Genomic DNA, 22,803 nt, shown 5'->3' on the forward strand with positions numbered 1-22,803 from the left:
GGCGTGGGCCGTGGTTACTCCTCGTCGTCCTCGAGATCGCCTTCCGACATCATCTTCTCGGTCATCTCCAGATTCACGAGCTGCATTTCCTTGAGTTGCTGGCGATAATCCTTCAGTGCGGCTAGCTGGGGTTCATCAAGGAAGGTGGCGGCCTCCTTCATGAGTGCTTGCTCCTGGGATTCCCAATGCCGCTCAAAGCTCGTCACCAGACCGCCGTCGCCTGCGGCATCCACCGCGGGCGAGGTGATGCGCGCCTGATAGAGCGCATCGACGAGCTTGCCCTCCGCGGCCTTGTCGAGGGCCGCGTTCTTTGCGCCGAAGGTCGCGCGGATGCCGTCGAGCTGCTGGCGCTCCGGGATGCGGTTCTTGTAATCGGCGAGGCGTTTCGAGTCTTCCTCGCTGTTGAGAAAGGTCGTGATGGTCTCCTCGTTTGCCTTCTTTCGCTCTTCGAGTTCCCGCGCCATCGCCTCGCGCTCTTCCGGCGTGGCGTTCGCCATCTTCATGCCCAACTCCTGCTGGTCCGCCATTTCCTGGCCAAGCAGCGTTCTGAAATAGTCCGTCTCGTCCTTGGTCAGGCCGAGGGTGTCGATGTAGTCTTCATACATCATCACCACGGCAGTCTTCACGCCCTGGTTCATCATCGCTTTGCCCGCAGGGAGGTCCCACATCTTGCGGACACTTTTTGCGATCATTTCCTCATTCACGCCTGAGGACGTCCCGGTCTGGGCTCTGCGATCACCCGCTTTCGTCGGCGCGTTCGTCTGGCCGTTCGCGGTAACTGAGGCGCTTGCCAGAGTCTTGCCGTGCGTGGTCGGGAGGTGCGTCGGGGGCTTGCGGGCCTCCTCCAATTCGCGCCGCAGCGACGAGATCCGCGATTCTTCGATCACGAGCGTTACGGCGACCGCTGCGATGACGAGGCCGAGGGTGGGGAGAGACTTCACGTCGCCATGCTGGCGGAAAACGAAGCCCGTGGGAAGCCGCCAAAAAAATCGCGCCTCCAGCAACGGAGGCGCGATTGTCAATCGGATGGATGAACTGGAACGATCAAGCGCCCCGCATCAGCGAGATCTCGGCGAGGCTCACGAGGCTCTTCCACAGGTCCTCGCGCGGCATCGTCTTGAGTTGGTCGACCGTGATGGCGCGGTCCAGCGTGAAGCGACCCGAGCGGGTCCGGCGCAGCGCGCTGAGGTGTGCCCCGCAGCCTAGCTTGCCGCCGATGTCGTGGGCGTAGGTGCGGACGTAGAAGCCCTTCGAGCAATTCACCGTGAAGTCCACCTCGGGCAGCTCGATACGATGAACCTCGTACTTCGACACCGTCACCGGGCGCGGCTCGCGGACGACTTCCTGGCCCTTGCGCGCCAGCTTGTAGAGCGGCACGCCGTCCTTCTTGATCGCGGAGACCATCGGAGGGATCTGCTCGAAGGCACCGGTGAATTCACCGAAAGCCGCATCGATCTGCCCGGCACTGAAAGCCTGGACTTCCTTTTCCTCCAGCACGTCGCCCTGGCGATCCTGCGTGGAGGTCACCTTGCCCAGCGTGAGCGTGCCCTGGTATTCCTTGTCCTCGCTCATCAGGAGGTCCTGGATCTTCGTCGCGCGCTCGATGACCAGCATCAGCAGGCCGGTGGCCATGGGGTCGAGCGTGCCGCAGTGGCCGATCTTCTTCGTGCCCAGCGAGCGGCGGGCGATGGCGACCACGTCGTGCGAGGTCATGTCGGGCGCCTTGTCCACCAGCAGCACGCCGCTGGGAACCATCGGGCCGGGATTCGGTCGATTCATAGGGAAAGTTATCAGGGAAGTGCGAGCTTCACGGCCTCCAGCACCCGCTCCTTCGCGGCGGAGAGCGGGCCGGTCATGCGGATGCCGGCTGCGAGCGCGTGACCGCCACCGCCGAACTGCATGCAGACATTGCACGCGTCCACCCGCGCATCCTTCGAGCGCATCGAGACGCGGATCTTGCCATCCGGCAGTTCCTCGAAAAAGAGCGCCACGATCACGCCGTCGATGCCGCGGATGATGTCGATGAGGCCCTCGCTGTCCTCGGGCTTCAGGCCGAGGTGGTCGCGGACCTCCATCGTCAGATCCCAGTGGGCGACGCGACCATCGCCGGTCAGCTCCAGCGTATTCAGCAGCGCGCGCATCAGCTCCACGCGGCGATACGGGTTGTGATCGTAGGTGAGGGAATTGATGCGTCCCACATCCAAGCCACGGCGGATCAGGTCGGCCGCCATCAGGTAGGTTTCCTCGGTCGTGGAGGGATACTGGAAGGAGCCGGTGTCGGTCGAGACGGCCACGTAGATGGCATCGCGTGATGCATCCGGGAGCGGCAGGCCGAGCGTGGTGATCAGCTTGTAGAGGATCTGGCCGGTGGCCGGGCTGCTGGAGTCGATGTGGTTCAGATCGCCGTAGCAGGGGTTCGACTTGTGGTGGTCGATGTTCACCCAGAGCTTCGCCTTCGATGCCGCATTCAGCGCGTTGTCGCCGAGGCGCGGCTTGTTCGCAGTGTCGAGCGCGATGGCCACTTCCACATCGAGCGGCTCGGCTGGCGGCAGCTCGATGCGATGGGATTCCGGGAGGAAAACGAGGTTGTCGGGAAGTCCGTCCTCATTGATCAGCCGGACCTTCTTGCCCGCCGCTTCCAGCGCGAGTCCGAGCGCGAGCTGCGAGCCGATGGCATCGCCGTCCGGGCGCACGTGGCTGATGAGCACGAACGAGTCGTGCTTCGCGAATACTTCGCCGATTTCCTGATAGCTCGCGTTCATGGTGTCCCGCGGAAGGGGGCGGGATTCTCCCGATGCGCCCCCCGCACGCAAGGACAAAGGCGACGCCTCACTTCAGCGCCGAGAAGTCCACCGGCTTGAGGAAGACCGACTTCACGCCATCCGGTACGGTGAGCGATCCTCCCGCAGCGTCCTCCGAGGCCTTCTTCGCGGCGACCCACACAGGGTCCGCACGGAATTCCGTCCAAGATTTCTCAGCGGCCGCCGCGTCCTTGTGGGCGAGGAAATAGACCAGCGTGTCATCCGCCGCGGGCTGCCCGGGGACCGGCTTGAAGTAGGCTCCGTTGGTCATGCCGTGCTTCTTGAAAAGCCCCATGGTGTGCTCGCTGAAGCGCTTGTGCAGGTTCGGCAACTTACCCGGGGTGGTCGTGTAGGTGCGCAGTTCAAAGAGACGCTCCGCTCCACCGGCATCGTTCGCGGGAAAGCCCGGCGAGAAGTCCGTCGAGGTCAGGTAGAGCTCGTCGATCTTGCTGAGGAGCTTGCCATTCACCTCGGAGGCCGCGGCGGCCTTCTTCCAGTCCTCGTCGGCGAGGAATCCCTTCCACGCCGCGTCGCGGGCCGCGCGGTCCGGATAAGACAGGACATAGACCAGCAGGTTATCCTTGTTCTCCACCGGCACCCAATATCCGACATTCGTCATGCCGTGCTTTTCGAAAAGCTTGCAGGTATGATCGCGGAAGCGCGTCAGGAGGGCATCCAGCTTTCCGGGCTCCGCGTGATAAGTACGCAGCTCATACAGCCGCGTGTCCCGTGGCTTTTCTTCGGCTTTCACGGCGAGGGATACGGCGGCGAGCAATCCGAGAACTAGGGTCCTGAGCATGAAAAAGGGTTGCCTGCCGCGAGCGGCGTGACAACCCCATCTTCAGTCACATGGCCTTGGGGACCATGGGAAATCGCTCAAGCGGCGATCTCGTAGTGCTCCGCGATCTGGCGGAAGATACGGTCGCGACGCTCGCGTGCCTGATCGACATCGCGGGTTTTCAGGGAAAAGCGGAGACGCTCGGCGGTGGCGTCCGGCTTGTGGACAGTCAGGTGACACCACCAGACACCACGATTGTTCCAGAGGTGATGGTTCGGGTTCTCCTGGTTCACGCGCAGGGCGAGCTTGGGCTTCCTTTTCATGCGTTCGGTGTCTTGGGCTAGGGTTCTGGGAAAAGTTGCTTCTTGGCTAAGCAGCATTTCCAGACACGGATTACACCGATTCAAAGGGTTTACCCGGTGTAGGCAAGGAGATTTACTAAGGTAGCACTTTTAATCACTTTAATGACCATTAAATGAATAAAAATGCTAAGGAAATCCGTTAAATCGGACTCAAGCCTCAGCCAGCGCCGTCTCAAAGCGGGAAACGAGCCCCGCAGTATCCTCCGCCCCGCATGACACACGGATCAAATGGGAGGAAACCCCACATGCTTCCGCCCAGCCGAGTTCCGTGTAATGGGCCAGCAGCGTGTAGGGGCATGCCAGCGTGAAGGGCGTGCCAAAGCTGGGTCCCTTCGACACCTCGAGTGCGTCGAATACCTTCGGAGCTTTCTTCGGATTCTTCAGGACGAAGGAAAGCAGCGGACCGTAGCCACCTCGCGGTGCGCGGATCTTGTCATAGTCCTCCTTGGTCGTGAGAGAGGGGTGCCAGACCTCCGCGACGGCGGGGTGGTCGGCGAGCATCTTGGCGATCGCGACGCCGTTGGCATTGTGCGCCGCCATCCGGGCGGGGAAGCCCTTCAGGTTGGAAAGCAGCACTTCGGCATCCCCGATGTAGAGCGGGGTACTGCGCAGGCTTTCCTCGGCGAGAGAGGATAGCAGGGAGCCGGCGTGCTCCGAGTCCGGACGGATGGAGGCCATGCCCGCCATCACATCACCGGTGCCGGAGAGCCACTTGGTGAGGCTGGTGGTCACCACGTCGGCATATTTCAGCGCCGTGACATTCGACGGTCCGACGGCGGAATCATCGATGATGAAAGGAACGCCACCCTCGGCGCAGGCGGCAGCCACGCGCGGGACATCGATGGTGCGGAGCAGGGGATTGCTCGGGCACTCGGTGAAGACCCCGGCGAACTCACCCTGGCGGATGCGCCGGAGTGCTTCGTCAAAGGACTCGCCGATAGCCTGATTGAGGAAAACGACGCCATTGCCGAATTGCTCCTGAACCTTCAGGGCATCGACGTAGGGAAATTCGATCTGGAGCGTCTTCTTTCCTTCCTTCACGCCCGGCAGCGAGCGGAGGACGGCGGTGATGGCTGCCATCCCGCTGTTGTAGATGAAGACGTGATCGGGCTCGACGGAGAGCAGCTTGCCCAGGCGGCGCTGGAGCAGGTGGGACTTGTCGCCGCTGCGGACCTTGCCCTCGAGGAAGTCTTCCGCCTGACGGCTGCTGACAAGCTCTCCGGTGAAGCGCTGGTAATCGACGGCCTCCTGGCGTGCCTTCACCGGCACGGCCAAGACGTGCATGCCGTGGAAGCCTTCCGCCCGCACGGCCATCTCGGCGCGGCGCTCGATCCAGCGTTGCGCGCGCTGGGCGGCCACCTTGTTCGGGAAAACGAATGCTTCCTCGCCCTCCTCGGCGATTTCCTCGGCGGCCATGGCCGTGAGGCGCTTGACCAGCGGATGGCGGAAGAAACGCGGGTAGCCGATGCGCATCTTGCGGACCACCTTGTCCCGGGCTTCTTCGTAGCCGATCACCGACTTCCAGGTCGGGAGGCATACGGAAACGGCATGGGAAGAATCCGGGAGAGGCATTCCCAGATCCTCTTCCTGCCAGGCAGGCTGAGCCGACAAATCACGCATGTGCGCCACCTGCTTGCCGGGACCGGGGCAGGTAGCGCAAGCCGGATTCCCGGAATTCTGGCGTGCGGTGCCACATTCGTGAAATTTCCCGCTACCCCGGGCGGCATTTCGGGGTTACCGGAGTGCATGAGAAAAGGCGGGCGACAAGCGATTCTGGCCGCGGCAGTGCTGGTTGGCGGTGCTGCCGGCTGGTGGTTCACCCGGACGGCCATCGATGAAGCGACCCCGGATCCGGTGGCCGCCGTGCAGGTGCCGAAGGCCCCGCTCTACGACCCGCCGCCGAAGGCGAGCAAGCCAGCCGCGCGCCCTGTCGGCTGGGACCGCGATGACGAGGCCGCCGAGGCCGGTGCGCTGAAAAACCAGCGCTCGATCGTCTTTTCCAGCCGCGAGGCCATGGAGAAATTTCTCGCTGCCGCTCAAGGTAAAGGGATCGCGATCCTCGGCTCCATCGACCGGTTGAATGCTCTGCACGTCGGCTTCCTCTCATTGGATGACCTGATGGCGCTGCTGGATGGCACGGAGGACACCGGCTTCATTTATCCGGTTTCGCTGCCGACCCCGACCACCGAGGGCGTGCAGGAGGGTGCCATCGGCTTTGGAAACCAGCTCCTTGCGTGGCTGGGCATCACTGGCGACAACTCCGCCTACGGGGCGGGGGTGAAGATCGCCATTCTCGACACGGGTTCCACCCTTGCCGGGGCAAAGAATTTCTTCCTCGTGGACCCGCCGGCCGATGCGTCGGGCTGGAATGGTCACGGTACCGCGGTGGCCGACCTGATCCGCCAGATCGCGCCGTCTTCCGAGCTGCTCTCGTGGCGTGTCGCCGATGACAATGGCGTCTCGAACAGCTTCCTGCTGGCCCAAGGCATCTTGGCCGCAGTCGATTCCGGAGTGGACATCATCAATATCTCGATGGGCTCCTACGGGAACTCCACGATCCTGCGGCAGGCCGTCGAGTATGCCCAATCGCAGGGCATCATCATCTACGCCTCCACCGGCAACGAGGGCTACGACCAGATCGCCTATCCGGCCGGCTACTCCGGGGTGGTGGGGGTGGGTGCCGTGGATGCGGCGGGCAATCACCTGAACTTCTCCAATACCGGCGATGTCTCGATGAGCGCTCCGGGGCTGGATCTCGTGACGGCTTGGACGGGGGACCAGAGCATCTATTTCACCGGCACCTCGGCGAGTTCGCCCATCGGTGTCGGGGTGCTGGCGGCCACGATGTCGTCCGGCGGGACGAAGATCACCTCGGCCTCGGCCTATCAGAAGGTCGTGGACAATTTGAACGAATCCGGCGCGCCGGGGACCGACGAATACTACGGCGACGGCACGGTGGACTTCGGTCGCATCCTGAACTCCAGCCAGAGCGGCATCACCGATGCGGCCATCGCTTCGAACTACATCACGACCGGCGCCAACGGCCAACCGGTGCTGCAAGTGACCGTGGAGAACCGCGGCACCGCCACGCTGATCAATGCCCCGGTCCAAGTGACCATCAATGGCTCGACCACGACCTACTACGTCACGACCCTGCAGGCCGGGGACATCAAGACCTTCACCGTGCCGGTCAGCACCCAGAACGGGCAGGCAACAATCGTGTCGGGCGTCTCCGTTTCGGGTGGCACCACGGACTCGAAGCCTGCAAATAACAAGCGGTCCGATGTTTACGTCTCGCCGCCGACGAATTGAGTTCCTTTTCCTCTCCCTGATCGCTGCTTGTTGCTGCCACGCAGCGGAATTGCGTGAGGCTCCGCGTGCGGAGGCCTCGCCAGTCAACCAGCTATCGATTTCCGGGAATGCCTGCGGCCCCGCGGCCCTTTTGGCGTCGTTTCGCAGCGGAAGCGAGAATTGGCAGCGGGCGGCGGCTTCCCTCCCGGGGACCACGGATCGGGAGCAACTCGGCCAATGGATTCGACGCTATGGACTCTTGCCATCGGCGACGCTGAAAGGGCGGAAGCGCTGGACGAATGCGGGGATCAATGTCGAGGACCTCGTCGTCGCGACCAACGAGATGACTAGGCCGCTCTACCTGCCGGCGGTGGCGCAGGACGATCTTTTCATGCGCAAGGGCGAGAAGCCCGAGGCCTTGCTGCGGCGTACCCACCAGCGGCTTGAGAAGTCATTGGCGAAGGGAGTGCCGCCGGTGCTGAGCCTGAGGCGCTTCGTCTTGCGAGGCGGAAAGTGGGAAGCACTGCAGGGCCACTTCGTCACCGTCACCGCCGTGCCGCGCAAGCTCGGTCGCGGGCAGTCAGCCTTTGCATTCACCTACCTCGATCCGTGGGGTGGGAAGCGGACGCAGGGTGAATTCCGGATCTCCCCCGGACCGATTCTGGCCGCCCCGGGGCAGGAGTCGCCCTGTCTGGAGGTCCTCGCTCCGGCGGCGAATATCGGGAAGAAGGAGGTCCGTCGTGGCGAGACCACCGTGATCATCCCGGCCGCGGTCATTGGCCGCTGGTGAGGCGATACTCTCAGGTCCAGACAGTCGATCGGTACGTGCTTTTCTCTGGATTTCGCATTTTTTCTGGATGAAAAAGTTATTCATGGTCGTTTTGTCTGCGTGAAATTGACCTTCGCTGCCTTGCTTCTCGCTTTCCCGCTTCACGCGAGCCCTCAGGAAGAGATCTCTGCCAAGGTCCCGGCAGCGAAGGCTATCCTCGACGCGTGGCAGGCGAAGGACCCGGTGAGGGCGGAGAAGAAGATCCACATCGTCTATTGGACGCCCTCCGACCGTGAGCCTGCGCCGCGCTATCGGGAACGCCTCGGGGTGATCCTGGAGGATATCCGGGATTTCTACGCGAAGGAGATGAAGCGTCTCGGCTTCGGCCCGCTGACCATTCGGCTCGACTATGCCGGTGATGGCGAAATGAAGGTTCACCTCGTGCAGGGCCGCCAACCGTATGCCAATTACGACGTGCAGTCCGGGAGCCAGATCCGCACCGAGTGCCTGACCACGCTGCGTTCCGCCGGGATCGATCCCGAGAAGGAGACCATCGTGATCTTCTGCAACATGTCGAACTGGGACGCCGGGAAGGCGACCATCTCCCAAAACAGCCCCTATTATGCAGGCGGCAGCAATCGCCAGGGCACTGCGTGGCAGGTGGATTCCCCGATCCTTGACCTCGATTCTCTCGCGAAGAAGGAACCGCGGGTAAAGGACGGCCAATACGGCGGCATTTCCATCGGCCGCTACAATTCCATCTTCATCGGCGGCATCGCCCACGAACTCGGACACGCCCTCGGCCTGCCGCATAACAAGGAGCGGCCGGACGAGGAGACGGCCTTCGGCACAGCTCTCATGGGTAGCGGCAATCGCAGCTACGGCGAGGATCTCCGCGGAGAAGGGAAGGGTTCCTTCCTCACGCTCGCGCATGGCCTGAAGCTGGCCTCGCACCCCGTTTTTAGCGGCTCGGTGAAGGGCATCGACCAGCCGGCGAATGCGGTATTGAAAGACGTCTCCATCGTCAGTCATGGCAAGGCATTCACCTTCAGCGGGACCGTCACTGCCGATCCTCCGCCGTATGCGGTGCTTGGCTACATGGACCCGGAAGGTGGCGGTGACTATGACGCCACCACCTGCACTGCCATTCCGGATGCCTCCGGGAAATTCACGCTGGAGGCCGGTGCCTTCGCTTCCGGAAAGCCCGGGGTCTTCCGGGTGGTCGTGGTGCAAGCAAATGGAGCCGCAAGCTCCTTCGCCGGTGCCAGCACGCCCTTCACGTATCCGTATCTGGTGGCAAAGGACGGCACGGTCGATCTCTCCTCGAGCCAAGCGCGCCTGCAGCTTTCGCCATTGATAGAAGCGGTTTCCAAGCGCGACGCCTCCGCCACGGCGAGTGCCTTGGCCGCGGTCGAGTCGTCGAATCCCGCTCCGTCCGTAATGGAGGCGGCAAGGGTCCGTGCCGCCACGCTGGTACCGAAGGCGGCACCGTCACCTGCCGATGAGACCGGTGAAGTCAGCCGTCTTTCAGAAGCGAAGCCCTCATCCGCGCGGGTTGGCTACGGCCGACCTGCTTACAATATCCTGCCCGGCAGCGAACTCCTCTTCTCCTGTGCCTCGCGTCTTTTCGCCCGCGGCATCTACGCCCATGCCCCGGCCAGCCATGCCTGGCAACTGGACGGAAAGTGGAAGGCCCTGCGCGGGCGCGCGGGCCTGCCCGATGGCAATGACGGGGGCTCCTGCGTCTTCGTCGTGAAAGCTGACGGCAAGGAAATCTGGCGGACGCAGAAAACCGAGTCCGGCACGCTCCGGAGCTTCGAGCTCCCGGTCGAAGGAGTGAAGGAAATCGCGCTGATCGTGGAGGATGCCGGAGACGGGAACGGTGCCGATTGGGGCTGCTGGTTTGATCCCGAGCTCAGCCGCTGAGCCTCGCCCGGGCGCGCGGTCACTTCACCGCGCGCCGCGAGGTGACCTCGAAGCCGCCACGGAGCTTCTGGCCGAGCACGAATTCCTCGCGAGTCGTCTCGTGTTTGTCATTGGCCCCGTATTCCACCCGTACCGTCAGGATTCCACCTTGGTTGAGGATGCTCACGATCCGGAAAATCGGCTCCTTTCGCAGCCGCAGGAAGCAATGCACCGGCACATCCGGGTGATTGGCATTCCATAGCCAGTGAGCCGGAAGGAAATCCGGCACGTCCGCGAGCGCGGCAAAGATCGCCCGGACCCTCCGCTCGCCATGTCGCGAGACCAGTCGCGCCGCCGTCTTCTTGGCCAGCAGGCCCTCCCACCACGCGGCCAGAGGGTTTTCACTCGCCTCGACGACTTCCTCAATGAGCGTCCGCGCGTGGAAGGACATCGCCACGTGCAATTGCTCCCGGGTCATGAGCCCGGCTTCGAAGTCCTCGAATAGCTGTGGCGGAGTGCGGAGCATGAGGTGGGGAAAGGTGCCAGGTTAGAAGTTCCAAGCGCCAAGGCATGCCGGGGCTGCCCCCGGCTGACTGGCGGTCGTCTTGGACCTAGCACCTTTTCCGCCGCTTGTCACCGGGCGGGCACTTTTTCCCGGAGTGCCGTGGCGATCTCCTGGAAGGCCGCGGCCACTGGATGCTCGGCGGCGGGGATGAGAGCCACGGGTGTGCCGGCGTCGCCGCGTTCGCGGGTCTGCGGGTCGATCGGGATCTGTGCGAGCAGCGGGACATTCATCGTGGCCGCCTCCTTCACGCCGCCGCCTTCGCCGAAGAGATAGTAACGCTGGCCGTGGTCGCACTCGAACCACGCCATGTTTTCCACGAGGCCGAGGATGGGCACGTTCACCTTCGCGAACATCGTCACCGCCTTGCGGGCATCGATCAGCGCCATCTCCTGCGGAGTGGTCACGATCACCGCGCCATCGACGGCGACGGTCTGGACGATGGTGAGCTGGATATCCCCGGTGCCGGGCGGCAGGTCGAGGATGAGGTAGTCGAGGTCGCCCCACTCCACCTGGCGGAGGAATTGCTGGGTGTAGCGCGTGGCCATGGGTCCGCGGACGATGACCGGCGAGCGGTCTTCCAGCAGGAAGCCCATCGACATGAGCTTCAGGCCGTGGGCCTCGATGGGGATGATCTCGTCGCGCTCGTTTGCCATTGGTCGCTCATGCGTGCCGAAGAGCTGGGCGACGGACGGCCCGTAGAGATCGCAATCGCAGAGGCCGACCTTTGCGCCGCCTTTCGAAAGCGAGACCGCGAGATTGGCAGCCACCGTGGACTTGCCCACACCGCCCTTGCCAGATGCCACCACGATGATGCGCTTCACGCCGGGGATGGAGGACTTGCCCTGCACGTCGCCGCTGCCGCTTGCGCCCTGCTGGCCTTGCGGGTCTTTCACCGCGATGTCGATGGTCACCGAGCCCACGTCGGGCAGGTGGTCGAGCGCGGCGTGGCAGTCCTTGAAGATCTGCTCGGGGACCTTCGGATCCTTCGTTGCCACCTCGATGCGGACGGTCAGCACGCCATCTTCATGGCGGATGTCCTTCACGAGGCCGAAGGAGACGATGTCCCGGGAGAAGCCGGGGTAGCGGACGTGGCGGAGGGCTTCCTTGATGAATTCGGGATTCACGGCGGCGGAAGCAAGGTCGCGTTCGCCCGTCCTGTCAACCCGGGGAGACGCAAAGCTCACGGGGGAAAACGCGGAGGGGCGCCGGGGTTCTTTCTCCCGGTCTTGACGCGGGAGAGGGGAGCCGGAACGCTGGACCTGTGATCGAGGCCAAGAATCTGCACCGCAGCTACCGCATCGGGAAAAAGAGCATCGAGGTGCTGCACGGCATCGATCTCCACATCGCGCGCGGCGAGCGGGTCTTCCTCTGCGGCCCGAGCGGCGCGGGGAAAACGACGCTGCTCTACACCCTCGCCGGTCTGGAGCGCCCGGAGCAGGGCTCGGTGAATATCGACGGCACCGACCTCTATTCCTTGGGGCCGAAGAAGCAGGCAGCTTTCCGCAATGCCAAGATCGGCTACATCTTCCAAAACTACCTGCTCCTCCCGGAACTGACTGCGCTGGAAAACGTGCTCGTTCCCGGGGCGATCGGCGGGAAGGACGCGACCGAGGCGGCGATGGCTGCCCTGAAACGTGTGGGTCTTGCAGACCGGGCGGACCACCTCCCGGCGGAGCTTTCCGGCGGCGAGCAGCAGCGGGTGGCCATTGCCCGCGCTCTGGTGAATCACCCGCCGGTCCTCTTCGCCGACGAACCCACCGGAAACCTCGATTCCCGCAACAGCACCGAGGTGATGGACCTCCTCATGGGCTTGGCCACCGAGAGCGACACCACCCTCGTGGTGGTGACCCATGACGAGCACCTCGCCGAGCTCGGCGACCGCAAGCTGATCATCCAGGACGGCAGCATTGCCGACGGGGCGATGCTGAAATAGCGTCCGAAATACGGAATAACCCGCGGTTTCCGGATTCCGATCCAGCGACAGGAGCCGGGAAGCCGGGCAGCGCAGAGGATCGCGCTTGCCCTCTCGTCGCCGCTTTCCTTCCCTCGCGCACCGATGTCCGACGAAGCACCTGCCGAAATCCCAGCCACTCCGGAAACCCCGGAGCCCGCGCCCGGCCTGCGCAGGGACATGATGGTGCTGACGAAGATGCGGCTGAATGTCTTCGTCCTCATCACCACCTTCTTCGGCTATCTGCTCGCCTCGCGCGGCCATGAGTTCGATTTCTGGCGGCTGGTCCACACGATCATCGGCACGGCAGCGGCGGCCTTCGGCTCCGCGGCCTTCAACCAGCTCATGGAGGTGGACCTGGATGCCCGCATGCGGCGCACGGCGGACCGTCCGCTTCCAGCCCGGCGCATGGACCCGCTGTTCGCCTTCGGGGTGGGGTGGATACTTTCCGCCGCGGGCATCATTCACCTGGCGATCAAGATCGGCCTGTGGCCCGCGATCCTCGCGGCGATCACGATCGCCGTTTACGTTTTCATCTACACGCCGCTGAAGCGCATCAGCAGCACGAACACGCTGGTCGGAGCCATCCCCGGAGCGATCCCGCCGATGATTGGCTGGACCGCGGCGGGCGGTGCCTTCGACGGCGGCGCGTGGTTCCTTTTCACGCTGCTCGCCCTCTGGCAGCTCCCGCATTTCGTGGCGATCAATTGGCTCTGCCGCGAGGAATACGAGAACGCCGGCTACAAGATGTGGTCGGACGGGGACGTCAGCGGCCGCCGCAGTGCCCTCATCGCCGCGGTCTTTTCGCTTTGCCTCGCGGCCTTGCCCGTGTGGCCGTGGCTTGCGGGCTGGACGCCGGGATGGCTTGGCTACGTTGCCCTCGGTGGCGGCATCCTCGCGGGGCTTCTCATGGCCGCGCTGGCCGGGCGCTTCATGCGGGATGGCGAGCGCACTTCTTTCCGCCGGCTTTTCCTCTTCACCCTGTTGTATCTGCCCCTTGAGCTTGGATTGCTTGCCATCGCTTGGGCCTAGTCTAGTTTCCGCCGCCCCATGAGGACGCCTGTCGAACCACTCGTCCCCGCCGAGCGCGATCCGCGCAAGCTGCGGAAGACCGCACTCTGGCTTGTTGTGATCATGATCGCCAGCGGGGTAGGCATTTACACCGCCTACATCAAGTGGGGTCACAAGAAGATGCAGGAGCAGGCGGAGCACGCCCGCCCGGGCATCGTCGGCCGCATCGACAACAAGTCGGAATTCGGAGTCGTGCGTCAGGATGCCTCCGGTGCCAAGGTCTCCGATCTCTTCGGCAAGGTGTGGGTGGTGTGTGGTGTCTCGGTGAAAGATCCGGACTCCTGGAAAGCCACCCGGGAGGTGCTGCTGCGCCTGAACGAGCGCTACGCGGGCAATGACGATTTCCGCATCGTCTGCTTCACCGTGGATCCGAACCAGGAGGAACCTGCCGTGCTGGAAGCTGCCGCGAAGGAACTCGGCGCGAATCTCCCGGAGTGGTGGTTCGTCGGAGCAGGGGAGGAATACGTCCACAAGTTCCTGAAGAACCAGCTCAAGCTCGGCATCATGCCGCACCGGGAGGACGGCAAGTGGATCTATGATTCGTCGATCACGCTGATCGACCGCGACCGCCACATCCGCCGTGCCGTGGTGCCTCAGCAGCGTGGCGGCCCGCCGTATGTGGCCCCCTTTGATTTCGCCCAAGCCGCGGAGTGGGATGCCAAGGGAGTGAAGACCGGCATCGAAAAGACCAACTCCGAACAACTCGAGCACTTGCTCGTACAGACCATCGACGGGCTGCTGGCCCAACCTGTAACGCCATGAACGACCGAGGAAAAATCTTTGCCATCTACGGCACCGTGGCCGTGCTCTCCGCGCTGATCCTGGGCACGGCGATGTATCTGGGAAACCGTGTGCCCGAGCAGGCGCAACCGGACTTCCACAACGCGGGGATGGAGAAGGTCGATACCTTCTTCCAGATCCAGAAGGACTTCACCGGCGTCAATCAGTCGGGCGAGCAGGTGAAGCTCTCCGATCTGAAGGGCAAGGTCTGGCTCGTCGCGGAGTTCTTCGCGATCTGCCCGCACTGTGCCGCGCGGAATGGCCAGGAGATCAAATCGCTCTTCGATCAATTCAAGGATCATCCCGACTTTCACGTCACCTGCATCTCCGTCGATCCCACGACGGACACGCCCGAGCGCCTGACGGAATACTCGAAGGCCCTGGAGGCAGACCCCGAACGCTGGTGGTTCATGAGCCACCCGAATGAAAAGGAGACCCACGAGTATCTGGAGCAGGAGCTGAAGTTCCTGCGCGTGCGGGAACGCCTCGACCCCGTGGATCGCGAGGCGAACGGTCGCTTCGAGCACGACATGTCCATCACGCTGGTGGACCGCGAGTGGAACATCGTTGGCAAGTGGAACCTCTACGGCGCTCGCTCCGAGGAGGGTCGCAAGCAGGACCCGGAAGCCTACGAGCGCATGAAGGCGGAACTCGTGTCCCGTCTCACCGAGGAGCTTGAGAAGAACGAGACCGCAGGGATCGAGAATCTCGCGGAAGATGACTCCACCCATGACTGACGAGCGCAGGGAGTGGCTGTCGCGACCGCCGCAGGAGGCGCTGTCGAAGAAGCTTTCGATCATCGCCTGGATACTGACCGGTGCGGTGCTGGTCCTCGTCGGCCTGATGCGCCGGCCGGAACTGCGCATCCCGCTGCCGGAGGGCTGGAGCTTCGATTTCCTGCCACCCGTCCATGCCGCCTTGAACACCGGGGTGAGCATCGCCCTGGTCATCGCCCTCGTCGCGGTGAAGCAGGGAAAGATCGCGCTGCACAAGAACGCGATCTACGCCGCGATGGCGCTCTCGGTGACCTTCCTGCTCTGCTACGTCGCGTATCACTTCACGAACATGGAAGTGCTCTTTGGCGATGCGAACAAAGACGGTCTGCTGGACGAGGCAGAGCGTGCCGCGGTGAGCGGCGTGCGCCCGGCTTACCTCCTCCTTCTGATTTCCCACATTGTGCTCGCGGGCGTCAGCCTGCCTTGCATCCTGATCACCTTCATCGCCGGATTCACGAATCGCTTCGCAGCGCACCGCCGCCTGGCCAAGTGGGTCTTCCCGCTGTGGCTTTACGTCGCCGTCACCGGCCCGATCTGCTACCTGATGCTCAAGCCCTACTACTGACGTAGTAGTTAGTTTCCCTCTCCCATGAAAATCCTCGGATATCGCGACGCCGACTACGACTCCTTCGTCAAGCGCCTGAACCGCCGCGCGTTGCCGACGCATGACGTCCGCGACCTGGTGGGCGAGATCATCGCGGAAGTCGCGGGCAAGGGCGACAAGGCGCTCGTCGCCTACGCCAAGCGTTTCGACAACGTGGAGCTGAAGGAAAAGCAGCTCTTCCTCACGCCGGACGAACTGGCCGCGGTGAAGGTGGCTCCGTCCACGCGCAAGGCCGTGGCGGCATCGCTGAAGAACATCACCGCTTTCGCGAAGAAAGGCCTGCGCAAGGATTGGTCGATGCGGAATACCGAAGGCGCGCTCGTCGGCGAGCGCTTCCAGCCCTTCGACCGCGTGGGCGTCTATGTCCCCGGTGGCAAGGCCCCGCTGGTCTCGACCGCGCTGATGACTGCCGGTTTTGCCAAGGCTGCCGGCGTTCCCGAAATCCTCGCTGCCACCCCGTGCGGGCCGGATGGCAAGGTGAATGCGGAACTTCTCTACGCGCTGAAAGCCGCGGGCGTGACCGAAATCCTGAAGATCGGCGGCGCACAGGCCATCGCCGCCATGGCGCTGGGCACGAAGACCGTGCGCCCGGTGGATCGTATCTTCGGCCCCGGCAACCGCTTCGTGGTGGAGGCAAAGCGCCAGCTCTTCGGCGCGGTGTCCATCGACCTGCTGCCGGGCCCGAGCGAGATCCTCATCATCTCCGACAAGACCGGGAACCCGGACTATATCGCCGCCGACCTGCTGGCGCAGGCTGAGCACGGCGGTGACAGCGTCATCGGCTTCATCACCGACTCGAAGGCGCTGATTGCAAAGGTGCTCAAGTCGGTGGATCGCCAGCTCGAAACGCTCACGCGTGCGCGCTATATCCGCGACGTGCTGAAGCAGGCGACCTTCCTGCTGCACGTCCGCAGCATGGCGGATGCGATCGCCATCGCGAACGACTTCGCCGCCGAGCACGTCTCCTTCATCAGCGCGGATGAGCGGAAATGGCTGCCGCAGATCCGCACCGCGGGTGCCATCTACCTCGGCAACGATTCGCCGGTGGCGGTCGGCGATTTCCTCGCTGGTCCCAGCCACACCCTGCCCACGGGCGGCAGCGGACGTTCCTTCTCCGGCCTGCGCGCGGATCAATTCCAGCGCCGCACCAGCATTGTGAAGCTCGACAAGAAGTCGGTGAGGAAGTCGCTGGCCGTGGTGGAGGAATTCGCCCGCATCGAAGGCCTCGACGCGCACGGTCGCTCGACGGCGATCCGGTGTGAATGAGGCAGTGATGCTCTTTTGAGACCTCGGATCTGGTTGATGGAGACATCGCTATATCCCGGTCGTGCCATGTGATATGAAATGCCGTCACTTGGCATTTCCACAATGGCCCGGATTTTCAAAGCGACGGAGGCGTGCGGACCTGCTCGCATGCCACCGCATGAAAGACGAATTGCTACTGCGATTGGAGTCCTTCGAACTTGATGAACCCTCCGCCCCGTTCCCGTTCAGCGCCCGCTTGGCTCGTGAGAATGGTTGGTCCCGCGAATTCTCCCGCCGGGTGATCGTGGAATACAAGCGCTTCGTATGGCTGGCCATGCGGGCGGGCCACCCGGTGACACCGTCCGAGGAGGTCGATGAGGCGTGGCATCTCCACCTCTGCTACACCCGCTCCTACTGGGACGGCATGTGCGGGGGAGTCCTCGGCAAGCCCCTCCATCATGGCCCCACCGAGGGCGGGGAGAAGGAGGATGCGATATTCGCGGACTGGTATGAGCGGACCTTGGAAAGCTACCGCCGCCTCTTCGGCGAGGAACTGCCCGCCGACATCTGGCCACCGGCGGAAATCCGATTCCGGCCTGCATCCAGCCGGAAGATTGATGCCACAACGCACTGGGCCGTCCCGAAGCGAGTGATCAAGCGCGTCCTGCTCGGTGGCTCCATCGCTGCGGTATTGCCCGTCCTTGCGGGCTGCTCCCACCTGATCGCGGCGGCGGATTTCGGTGATCTTCTCTGCTTCCTGATCCCGGTCGCTTTCGTGGTCTGGATCATCGTCCTGGCCGTGAAAAAGGGCGGTAAGGGCGGAGGGAACGGATGCGGAGGAGGTGGCTGCGGAGGCACTTCCTCCGGTATCTCAAGCTGTGGCAGCAGCGCGGGTGACAGCGGTTCCTCGGGCTGCAGCTCCTCCGGTTGCGGAGGCGGGGGCTGTGGTGGAGGCGGAGATTGATCCAGCCATTCGCTTCACTCCGTGCGCTCGAATGCCGCCGTCGCAGGCTCCAGCGACTTCAGGAAGAACTGGCAGAGGTCCGCATAGAGCGCGGTGGAGCCGGTGGCGAGCACGCGGTTGTGATCGGCTCCTTCTACCACGCGGAATTGCTTCCGGGAGTCGGGGATGGCGGCGAAGATTTCGATGCCCTGCTCGATGCCGATGTAGGGATCGCGGTCGCCGTGCGCGATCATTACCGGGAGATGCAGCTTTGCCGCGGCCTCCACCGGTCTCACATCGGCGGGCCAGTATCCGGCGCGCATTTTGGTGGCGCATCCCACGCTGAAGGCGGCGAGCGGGCAGCAGAAGCGCAGTTGCTCCGGCACGATCTCCTCCGCCGAGCGCAGCACCGGGCGATCCAGCGAGGCAAAAGTGGCCACGCTGGCGACTCCCGACCACTTCGCGGGCTCGCTTGCCGCAGCGAGCAGGGCGATCGATCCGCCTTGTGAGACGCCGAAGAGGAAGGCTGGGGTCGCTGGGAAATCGAACTTCGCGGATGCCTCGGCGAGCGCTTGGCTTGCCAATCCCGATTCCAGCAGTCCGAAGCTGCCGACCGTGCCGGGGTGGTCGCCTTGTCCGGGGATATCCACCAGCAGGCAACGGAAGCCCGCCGCGCAGAAGCGTTCGCAGATCGGGAGGTGATCCTCCTTCCGCCCGCTGTGCCCGTAGAACATCACGATGGTCCCGAGCTGTGAACCCCATGGCGGCAGCGCGATGCCCCGTCCGTTGAGTTCTTCCCGCAGAGCCCGTCCCTTCTCCGCCGGACCCGGTTCCGCGATGCCGGTGACCAGCAGGCCCGGCGTCTCATCCGTCATGACAAACGGCTGCACCTGAAGGCCGAAATCCGCGGGCTTCGCGAGGATTTCCCGGTGGTAATCCTGCAGGCCACGCCGCTGCGGCGAGATCAGTCTGCCCGATCCCCACCAACCGGCCACAGCCAGCACGACGGCGAGTAAAAGGGCAAAGATGGCCAGAAGTCTAAGGGCGAGACGGCGTAGGCGCTTCATGCAGGGCGGGCGGAGGGGAGCTCGGACGCGTGAAATACGGAAGAGGAGACCGTGAATTTCGCAAGATCGCGTTTGCCATCAAGGAATTCGGCGTCTAGGGGAAGCCCATGACTTTGCTCGCCGAGACGTCCGATGTGATGACCAAGACCCGTGAACTGTGCGCCGCCATCGCCGGTGACGCCCATTTCTCGAAGCTCCAGCAGGACGTGGAGCGCTTCTTGGGCGATGATGGCGCGCGCCTGATGTACCAGACCGTTCACCAGCGCGGTGAGGAGCTGCACCACAAGCAACACTCCGGCGTGAAGCTCGCTCCGACCGAGATCCGCGAATTTGAGGCCGCCCGTGACGCCCTCATGAGCAACGAGGTCGCTTCCGCCTTCCTTGATGCTCAGGACGAGTTGGAGTCGCTCCAGAAGACCATCGGCAAGTACATCAACATGACCCTAGAGCTGGGCCGTGTGCCGAGCGAGCAAGAGGTCGCTCAGGCCGAAAAGGGCGGCTGCTGCGGCGGTGGTGGCTGCGGCTGCTGAGCCGGGCTTCCTCTGACGAGTTTTCCAATGCATCGGGCGGCTTCTTCACGGAAGCCGCCCGTTTCTTTGCCGGGCACGGATTACTCCGCGCCGTTGGCAACTTCCTTCGGCTTGGCAAACTTCGCGCGGGCGATTTCCCAAACCATGGGCAGCACGGAGAAGCCGATGATACCGAGCACCACGAGCTCGAAGTTCTCCTTCACCACCGGGATGTTCCCGAAGAACCAGCCGGCGGGCAGGATCAGCACCACCCAGAGGATCGCGCCGGAAATGTTGAAGAACATGAAGCGCTTGTAGTCCATCTCGCCCGATCCAGCGACGAAGGGTGCGAAGGTGCGGACGATGGGCACGAAACGGGCGAGGATGATGGTCTTGCCGCCGTAGCGGACGAAAAATTCGTTGGTCTTAGCGATATGCGACGGCTTAACGATCTTCGGGAACTTCCGCATCATCCACTGGCCGCATTTACGGCCGATCCAGTAGTTCACGGTGTCACCGAGGATCGCGGCGACCAGCAGGACCGCGGCGGCGATCCAGATATTGAGTCCGGAGAGGGGATCGGCAGCGAGCGCACCCACGGCGAAGAGCAGCGAATCGCCCGGCAGGAAAGGGGTGACGACGAGACCGGTCTCGCAGAAGACGATCACAAACAGGAGCACATAGACGAGTGTCCCGTATTCTCGGGTGAAGGCGGTAAGGTGTTCCTGGATGTTCAGGATGAAGTCGATGATCTGCATCTGGCTTAGGTGTTTTCTGGGCGGGGGTCGCGGCTGAGCAGCTCGTGCATCGCGTGCGCGGCCGGTTTGCCTTGGTAGAGGATCGAGAAAACGGCGTCGATGATCGGCGTGCGGACACCTGCCTTTCCGGCGGCATCGTGGATCGAGAGGGTGTTTGGCACGCCTTCCGCGACCATGCCGAGCGAGGTGGTCGCCTCTTCCAGCGACTTGCCGTGGCCGAGCGCCAGGCCGACGCGATGATTGCGGGAGTGCTTCGAGAAGCAGGTGGCGATGAGGTCGCCGACTCCGGAAAGCCCGGCGAAGGTCTCGGCGCGGCCGCCTAAAGCGACGCCGAGGCGGGTCATTTCCGCGAGCGCGCGCGTGACCAGCGCCGCGATGGCATTGTCACCGAGGCCGAGGCCGGCGGCGATGCCCGCGGCGATCGCATAGACGTTCTTGATCGCGCCACCGAGCTCGATGCCCGCGAGATCGTCACTGGTGTAGCTGCGGAAGTGCGGTGCGGTGAAAAGCTCCTGCAGATTGCGAGCGAGTGCTTCGTCGGTAGCACCAATGACCGCGCAGGTAGCCAGATTGGCCGCGATTTCCTCGGCATGGTTGGGCCCGGAGACCACGGCGACGGGATTGTGAGGGAAGACCTCGCGGAGGATCTCGCTCATCCGTTCGCCCGTGTTCCGCTCAATGCCCTTGGCACAGGAAAGCAGCACGGTCTCCCGTGATAGGCCGACGAGGTCGTTCGCACACTGGCGGGTGGCGGCGGTCGGCACGCCAAAGAGCACCAGAGGATGGGCCGCGGCGTCGGAAAGCTTTGTCGAGGCGCGGACATGCTCCGGCAGCACGATCTCCTTCAGGTAGCGGGGATTGCGGTGGCTGGAGTTGATCGAGTCCACGACTGCCTCATCGCGGCCGATCAGCACGAGATCGGACAGCTTTGGCGCGAGCAGCACGGCCAGCGCCATGCCAAAGGAGCCGGTGCCGAGGATGGCGGCGGAAGGAAAGGCGTCAGGCATCGGACTTTTTCTTGGGCTGGAAGCGGTTTTCGGTGCCGGCCCGCAAGCGCTGGATATTCCCGCGATGCTTCCAGATCGCCAAGGCCGCGATCACGACGGAAAAGACAAACAGCGGCTTGTTCCAGGTGCCTGCAGCGATCTTCCCGTGCTGCCATGATCCGAAGATGATGATCGGCGGGAGCATCGCCGCCGCTACGATGGAGGCGACCGAGACGTATCGGCTGACCTTGAAGGTGATGAGCCAGACGAGGATCAGCACTCCTACTGCGCCCGGTGCGAGGGCGATGAGGACTCCCGCGGAAGTGGCGATGCCCTTGCCTCCCTTGAAGCCCACCCACGGCGAGTAGTTATGCCCCAGGATGGAAAGCAGGCCGGTGAGGACCTGGAGCGACTGGGCCTTCCACTGGTCTCCCGCGCTGAAGATGTAGCCGTGATCGAGCAGCCCGCGGAAGGTGAAGCCGGTTTCTTGCCCTTCGAAGCGGATCAGGGTGATGGCCAGCAGCGTGGGGATGAATCCCTTCAGCGCATCGAGGATCAGACAGGTGATCCCGTATTTTTTCCCGACCACGCGCAGCACGTTGGTGGCTCCGATGTTACCGGAACCGTGCTGACGGATGTCGATGCCCTTCATCCGGGCGATGAAGAGTCCGAAGGGGATCGACCCGAGGAGGAATGCGATGAGCGGACAGAGCCAGAGCTGCATGGGCGCGGCTTGGGTAGTCGAAAGGAGAGGGGATGTCACCCCCCGAATCGCCACCCGCCCGGCTCACTTGCCGAGGCCTCGCCGGCATATCTCGATCAGCCTTGCGTCGCGCTTCAGCCCGTGGGTGACCATCTCCCGGTCGGCCTTCGGAACGCGGGCCCGCCAGGTCTCCCAGTCGCCACAGCATATCCCGCACGACAGGAATCTTTTTGCGCGCGAAATTATTTTCAGCTCCAGATGCGGGTGACGCCGTAGGCATCCAGCTTCTGATCGCAAGACAGAATCGGCATCCCACGAATCTGCGACTCGGCTACCAACAAGCGATCGAATGGATCGCGGTGATGCATCGGAAGATAAGCCGCACGATGCATGGCCTGCCATCCGGGAGTGACCATTTCAAATCCGATCTTTGACAAGACATCCGGCAGATCGGGCCGGTCGCTCCAGTCCACCTGCAGCTTCCCGAGCGCTGACTTGATTGCGATTTCCCACAGGCTGGCCAAAGACACCAGCGAACGGGAGGCGGGATCTTCAATCCGGCGTGCGACGCTGTCGGGAAGCCGGGGACTGTCCTCAAGGAAGAAGATCAAGGTGCAGGTGTCGACCAGATGATCCATCGCTCAGAGCTTCTTTTTCGGAAAGCGGACGGGAGGTTCCTCGGCGACCTTCATGGTGGTTTCCGTGTCGTCGAAGAAGTCCTCGAATCCCGCTTCCGACTCATCGAAACGCGAGGAGATGTAGAAGTCTGCCGACTTCAGGCAGCCCCTCTTCGGTGCCACCGCGGGCCGATGGGGATGAAGCTCGGCCACGATCTTCCCGTGTCGGGTGAAAGCGATGGGTTCACCTCCACTTTCAAGCTCCGCCACCAGAGCGGACAGCCTTGTCTTGGCGTCGTAGAGACCGACCTCTTTCATGAGG

General features: G+C 63.4%; 25 protein-coding genes. 11 read left to right on the forward strand and 14 right to left on the reverse strand.

The features are described from left to right. Nucleotides 1–14: 14 nt before the first annotated feature. The 6 genes from OKA04_RS00560 to OKA04_RS00585 form a co-directional block, all read right to left on the reverse strand. Nucleotides 15–941 (reverse strand): hypothetical protein, encoded by a 927-nt coding sequence (locus OKA04_RS00560; RefSeq protein WP_264499163.1) that lies wholly within the window; start codon nt 939–941, stop codon nt 15–17. 103 nt (nt 942–1,044) lie between these two features. After that, a complete protein-coding gene (truB, locus tag OKA04_RS00565; RefSeq protein ID WP_264499164.1) occupies nt 1,045–1,779 on the reverse strand; it encodes a tRNA pseudouridine(55) synthase TruB in 735 nt (244 codons plus the stop codon). An 11-nt stretch (nt 1,780–1,790) separates the two neighbouring features. Further along, on the reverse strand, nt 1,791–2,762 hold the full coding sequence (locus OKA04_RS00570; RefSeq protein ID WP_264499165.1) for a DHH family phosphoesterase: 972 nt from the start codon (nt 2,760–2,762) through the stop codon (nt 1,791–1,793). Nucleotides 2,763–2,829: 67 nt separating this feature from the next. Next, on the reverse strand, nt 2,830–3,600 hold the full coding sequence (locus OKA04_RS00575; RefSeq protein WP_264499166.1) for an NIPSNAP family protein: 771 nt from the start codon (nt 3,598–3,600) through the stop codon (nt 2,830–2,832). A 77-nt stretch (nt 3,601–3,677) separates the two neighbouring features. Further along, nucleotides 3,678–3,902, reverse strand: a complete 225-nt coding sequence (locus OKA04_RS00580) for a hypothetical protein (protein ID WP_035602756.1) — start codon at nt 3,900–3,902, stop codon at nt 3,678–3,680. A gap of 189 nt (nt 3,903–4,091) precedes the next feature. After that, nucleotides 4,092–5,513, reverse strand: a complete 1,422-nt coding sequence (locus tag OKA04_RS00585) for a PLP-dependent transferase (protein ID WP_264499167.1) — start codon at nt 5,511–5,513, stop codon at nt 4,092–4,094. Between the two features lie 174 nt (nt 5,514–5,687). On the opposite strand from OKA04_RS00585, the gene OKA04_RS00590 reads away from it, so the two are divergent. From OKA04_RS00590 to OKA04_RS00600, 3 genes are all read left to right on the forward strand, one after another. Further along, nucleotides 5,688–7,253: a S8 family peptidase gene (locus OKA04_RS00590; protein ID WP_264499168.1), complete on the forward strand. Its 1,566-nt coding sequence runs from the start codon at nt 5,688–5,690 to the stop codon at nt 7,251–7,253. A 238-nt stretch (nt 7,254–7,491) separates the two neighbouring features. Next, nucleotides 7,492–8,022 (forward strand): hypothetical protein, encoded by a 531-nt coding sequence (locus tag OKA04_RS00595; RefSeq protein WP_264499169.1) that lies wholly within the window; start codon nt 7,492–7,494, stop codon nt 8,020–8,022. A 99-nt stretch (nt 8,023–8,121) separates the two neighbouring features. Beyond that, nucleotides 8,122–9,927 (forward strand): NPCBM/NEW2 domain-containing protein, encoded by a 1,806-nt coding sequence (locus OKA04_RS00600; RefSeq protein WP_264499170.1) that lies wholly within the window; start codon nt 8,122–8,124, stop codon nt 9,925–9,927. A gap of 19 nt (nt 9,928–9,946) precedes the next feature. On the opposite strand, the gene OKA04_RS00605 is transcribed toward OKA04_RS00600, so the two are convergent. After that, nucleotides 9,947–10,432: a hypothetical protein gene (locus tag OKA04_RS00605; RefSeq protein WP_264499171.1), complete on the reverse strand. Its 486-nt coding sequence runs from the start codon at nt 10,430–10,432 to the stop codon at nt 9,947–9,949. 107 nt (nt 10,433–10,539) lie between these two features. Next, nucleotides 10,540–11,595, reverse strand: a complete 1,056-nt coding sequence (locus OKA04_RS00610) for an Mrp/NBP35 family ATP-binding protein (protein WP_264499172.1) — start codon at nt 11,593–11,595, stop codon at nt 10,540–10,542. A 137-nt stretch (nt 11,596–11,732) separates the two neighbouring features. On the opposite strand from OKA04_RS00610, the gene OKA04_RS00615 reads away from it, so the two are divergent. The 7 genes from OKA04_RS00615 (at nt 11,733) to OKA04_RS00645 (ending at nt 17,862) form a co-directional block, all read left to right on the forward strand. After that, nucleotides 11,733–12,404 (forward strand): ABC transporter ATP-binding protein, encoded by a 672-nt coding sequence (locus tag OKA04_RS00615; RefSeq protein WP_264499173.1) that lies wholly within the window; start codon nt 11,733–11,735, stop codon nt 12,402–12,404. A gap of 123 nt (nt 12,405–12,527) precedes the next feature. Next, on the forward strand, nt 12,528–13,454 hold the full coding sequence (cyoE, locus tag OKA04_RS00620) for a heme o synthase (protein WP_264499174.1): 927 nt from the start codon (nt 12,528–12,530) through the stop codon (nt 13,452–13,454). 18 nt (nt 13,455–13,472) lie between these two features. Continuing rightward, the gene (locus tag OKA04_RS00625) at nt 13,473–14,255 is read left to right on the forward strand and encodes an SCO family protein (protein WP_264499175.1); all 783 of its coding nucleotides are present in this window, start codon (nt 13,473–13,475) and stop codon (nt 14,253–14,255) included. After that, nucleotides 14,252–15,010: an SCO family protein gene (locus tag OKA04_RS00630; protein WP_264499176.1), complete on the forward strand. Its 759-nt coding sequence runs from the start codon at nt 14,252–14,254 to the stop codon at nt 15,008–15,010. Before OKA04_RS00625 ends, OKA04_RS00630 begins: the two co-directional genes overlap by 4 nt. Beyond that, nucleotides 15,003–15,614 (forward strand): DUF420 domain-containing protein, encoded by a 612-nt coding sequence (locus OKA04_RS00635; RefSeq protein ID WP_264499177.1) that lies wholly within the window; start codon nt 15,003–15,005, stop codon nt 15,612–15,614. Before OKA04_RS00630 ends, OKA04_RS00635 begins: the two co-directional genes overlap by 8 nt. Before the next feature lie 24 nt (nt 15,615–15,638). Next, the gene (gene hisD, locus OKA04_RS00640) at nt 15,639–16,919 is read left to right on the forward strand and encodes a histidinol dehydrogenase (protein WP_264499178.1); all 1,281 of its coding nucleotides are present in this window, start codon (nt 15,639–15,641) and stop codon (nt 16,917–16,919) included. Between the two features lie 157 nt (nt 16,920–17,076). Continuing rightward, nucleotides 17,077–17,862 carry a glycine-rich domain-containing protein gene (locus OKA04_RS00645; protein WP_264499179.1) on the forward strand — a complete coding sequence of 262 codons (786 nt, stop codon included), beginning with the start codon at nt 17,077–17,079 and terminating at the stop codon, nt 17,860–17,862. Nucleotides 17,863–17,876: 14 nt separating this feature from the next. Here the strand turns inward: OKA04_RS00645 and OKA04_RS00650 are convergent, their stop codons facing one another. Then, nucleotides 17,877–18,908 (reverse strand): alpha/beta hydrolase, encoded by a 1,032-nt coding sequence (locus tag OKA04_RS00650; RefSeq protein ID WP_264499180.1) that lies wholly within the window; start codon nt 18,906–18,908, stop codon nt 17,877–17,879. A gap of 107 nt (nt 18,909–19,015) precedes the next feature. Here OKA04_RS00650 and OKA04_RS00655 point away from each other — a divergent pair, with 107 nt between their 5' ends. After that, nucleotides 19,016–19,438 (forward strand): YlbF/YmcA family competence regulator, encoded by a 423-nt coding sequence (locus OKA04_RS00655; RefSeq protein ID WP_264499181.1) that lies wholly within the window; start codon nt 19,016–19,018, stop codon nt 19,436–19,438. 80 nt (nt 19,439–19,518) lie between these two features. On the opposite strand, the gene OKA04_RS00660 is transcribed toward OKA04_RS00655, so the two are convergent. The 5 genes from OKA04_RS00660 to OKA04_RS00680 all read right to left on the reverse strand — a co-directional run bounded on the left by OKA04_RS00660 (nt 19,519) and on the right by OKA04_RS00680 (nt 22,799). After that, the gene (locus OKA04_RS00660; protein ID WP_264499182.1) at nt 19,519–20,175 is read right to left on the reverse strand and encodes a DedA family protein; all 657 of its coding nucleotides are present in this window, start codon (nt 20,173–20,175) and stop codon (nt 19,519–19,521) included. A 5-nt stretch (nt 20,176–20,180) separates the two neighbouring features. Next, nucleotides 20,181–21,182: an NAD(P)H-dependent glycerol-3-phosphate dehydrogenase gene (locus OKA04_RS00665; RefSeq protein ID WP_264499183.1), complete on the reverse strand. Its 1,002-nt coding sequence runs from the start codon at nt 21,180–21,182 to the stop codon at nt 20,181–20,183. Then, the gene (gene plsY / locus OKA04_RS00670) at nt 21,175–21,885 is read right to left on the reverse strand and encodes a glycerol-3-phosphate 1-O-acyltransferase PlsY (protein WP_264499184.1); all 711 of its coding nucleotides are present in this window, start codon (nt 21,883–21,885) and stop codon (nt 21,175–21,177) included. The genes OKA04_RS00665 and plsY overlap by 8 nt, the downstream gene beginning before the upstream one ends. Nucleotides 21,886–22,112: 227 nt before the next feature. Then, the gene (locus OKA04_RS00675) at nt 22,113–22,502 is read right to left on the reverse strand and encodes a type II toxin-antitoxin system VapC family toxin (RefSeq protein WP_264499185.1); all 390 of its coding nucleotides are present in this window, start codon (nt 22,500–22,502) and stop codon (nt 22,113–22,115) included. Nucleotides 22,503–22,505: 3 nt separating this feature from the next. Further along, nucleotides 22,506–22,799, reverse strand: coding sequence for a type II toxin-antitoxin system Phd/YefM family antitoxin (locus OKA04_RS00680; protein ID WP_264499186.1), 294 nt, complete (start codon nt 22,797–22,799; stop codon nt 22,506–22,508). Nucleotides 22,800–22,803: the final 4 nt, after the last annotated feature.

The organism is Luteolibacter flavescens (assembly GCF_025950085.1).
Lineage (GTDB): Bacteria > Verrucomicrobiota > Verrucomicrobiia > Verrucomicrobiales > Akkermansiaceae > Haloferula > Haloferula flavescens.

Excerpts from the sequence above, each read along its gene's own strand:
- cyoE (WP_264499174.1), top strand. The coding sequence starts at position 12,528 with ATGTCCGACGAAGCACCTGCCGAAATCCCAGCCACTCCGGAAACCCCG.
- OKA04_RS00630 (WP_264499176.1), top strand. The coding sequence starts at position 14,252 with ATGAACGACCGAGGAAAAATCTTTGCCATCTACGGCACCGTGGCCGTG.
- OKA04_RS00585 (WP_264499167.1), bottom strand. The coding sequence starts at position 5,513 with ATGCCTCTCCCGGATTCTTCCCATGCCGTTTCCGTATGCCTCCCGACC.
- OKA04_RS00570 (WP_264499165.1), bottom strand. The coding sequence starts at position 2,762 with ATGAACGCGAGCTATCAGGAAATCGGCGAAGTATTCGCGAAGCACGAC.
- OKA04_RS00625 (WP_264499175.1), top strand. The coding sequence starts at position 13,473 with ATGAGGACGCCTGTCGAACCACTCGTCCCCGCCGAGCGCGATCCGCGC.
- OKA04_RS00665 (WP_264499183.1), bottom strand. The coding sequence starts at position 21,182 with ATGCCTGACGCCTTTCCTTCCGCCGCCATCCTCGGCACCGGCTCCTTT.
- OKA04_RS00655 (WP_264499181.1), top strand. The coding sequence starts at position 19,016 with ATGACTTTGCTCGCCGAGACGTCCGATGTGATGACCAAGACCCGTGAA.
- truB (WP_264499164.1), bottom strand. The coding sequence starts at position 1,779 with ATGAATCGACCGAATCCCGGCCCGATGGTTCCCAGCGGCGTGCTGCTG.
- OKA04_RS00575 (WP_264499166.1), bottom strand. The coding sequence starts at position 3,600 with ATGCTCAGGACCCTAGTTCTCGGATTGCTCGCCGCCGTATCCCTCGCC.
- OKA04_RS00605 (WP_264499171.1), bottom strand. The coding sequence starts at position 10,432 with ATGCTCCGCACTCCGCCACAGCTATTCGAGGACTTCGAAGCCGGGCTC.
- OKA04_RS00675 (WP_264499185.1), bottom strand. The coding sequence starts at position 22,502 with ATGGATCATCTGGTCGACACCTGCACCTTGATCTTCTTCCTTGAGGAC.
- OKA04_RS00660 (WP_264499182.1), bottom strand. The coding sequence starts at position 20,175 with ATGCAGATCATCGACTTCATCCTGAACATCCAGGAACACCTTACCGCC.
- OKA04_RS00635 (WP_264499177.1), top strand. The coding sequence starts at position 15,003 with ATGACTGACGAGCGCAGGGAGTGGCTGTCGCGACCGCCGCAGGAGGCG.
- plsY (WP_264499184.1), bottom strand. The coding sequence starts at position 21,885 with ATGCAGCTCTGGCTCTGTCCGCTCATCGCATTCCTCCTCGGGTCGATC.
- OKA04_RS00590 (WP_264499168.1), top strand. The coding sequence starts at position 5,688 with ATGAGAAAAGGCGGGCGACAAGCGATTCTGGCCGCGGCAGTGCTGGTT.
- OKA04_RS00680 (WP_264499186.1), bottom strand. The coding sequence starts at position 22,799 with ATGAAAGAGGTCGGTCTCTACGACGCCAAGACAAGGCTGTCCGCTCTG.
- hisD (WP_264499178.1), top strand. The coding sequence starts at position 15,639 with ATGAAAATCCTCGGATATCGCGACGCCGACTACGACTCCTTCGTCAAG.
- OKA04_RS00650 (WP_264499180.1), bottom strand. The coding sequence starts at position 18,908 with ATGAAGCGCCTACGCCGTCTCGCCCTTAGACTTCTGGCCATCTTTGCC.
- OKA04_RS00645 (WP_264499179.1), top strand. The coding sequence starts at position 17,077 with ATGAAAGACGAATTGCTACTGCGATTGGAGTCCTTCGAACTTGATGAA.
- OKA04_RS00580 (WP_035602756.1), bottom strand. The coding sequence starts at position 3,902 with ATGAAAAGGAAGCCCAAGCTCGCCCTGCGCGTGAACCAGGAGAACCCG.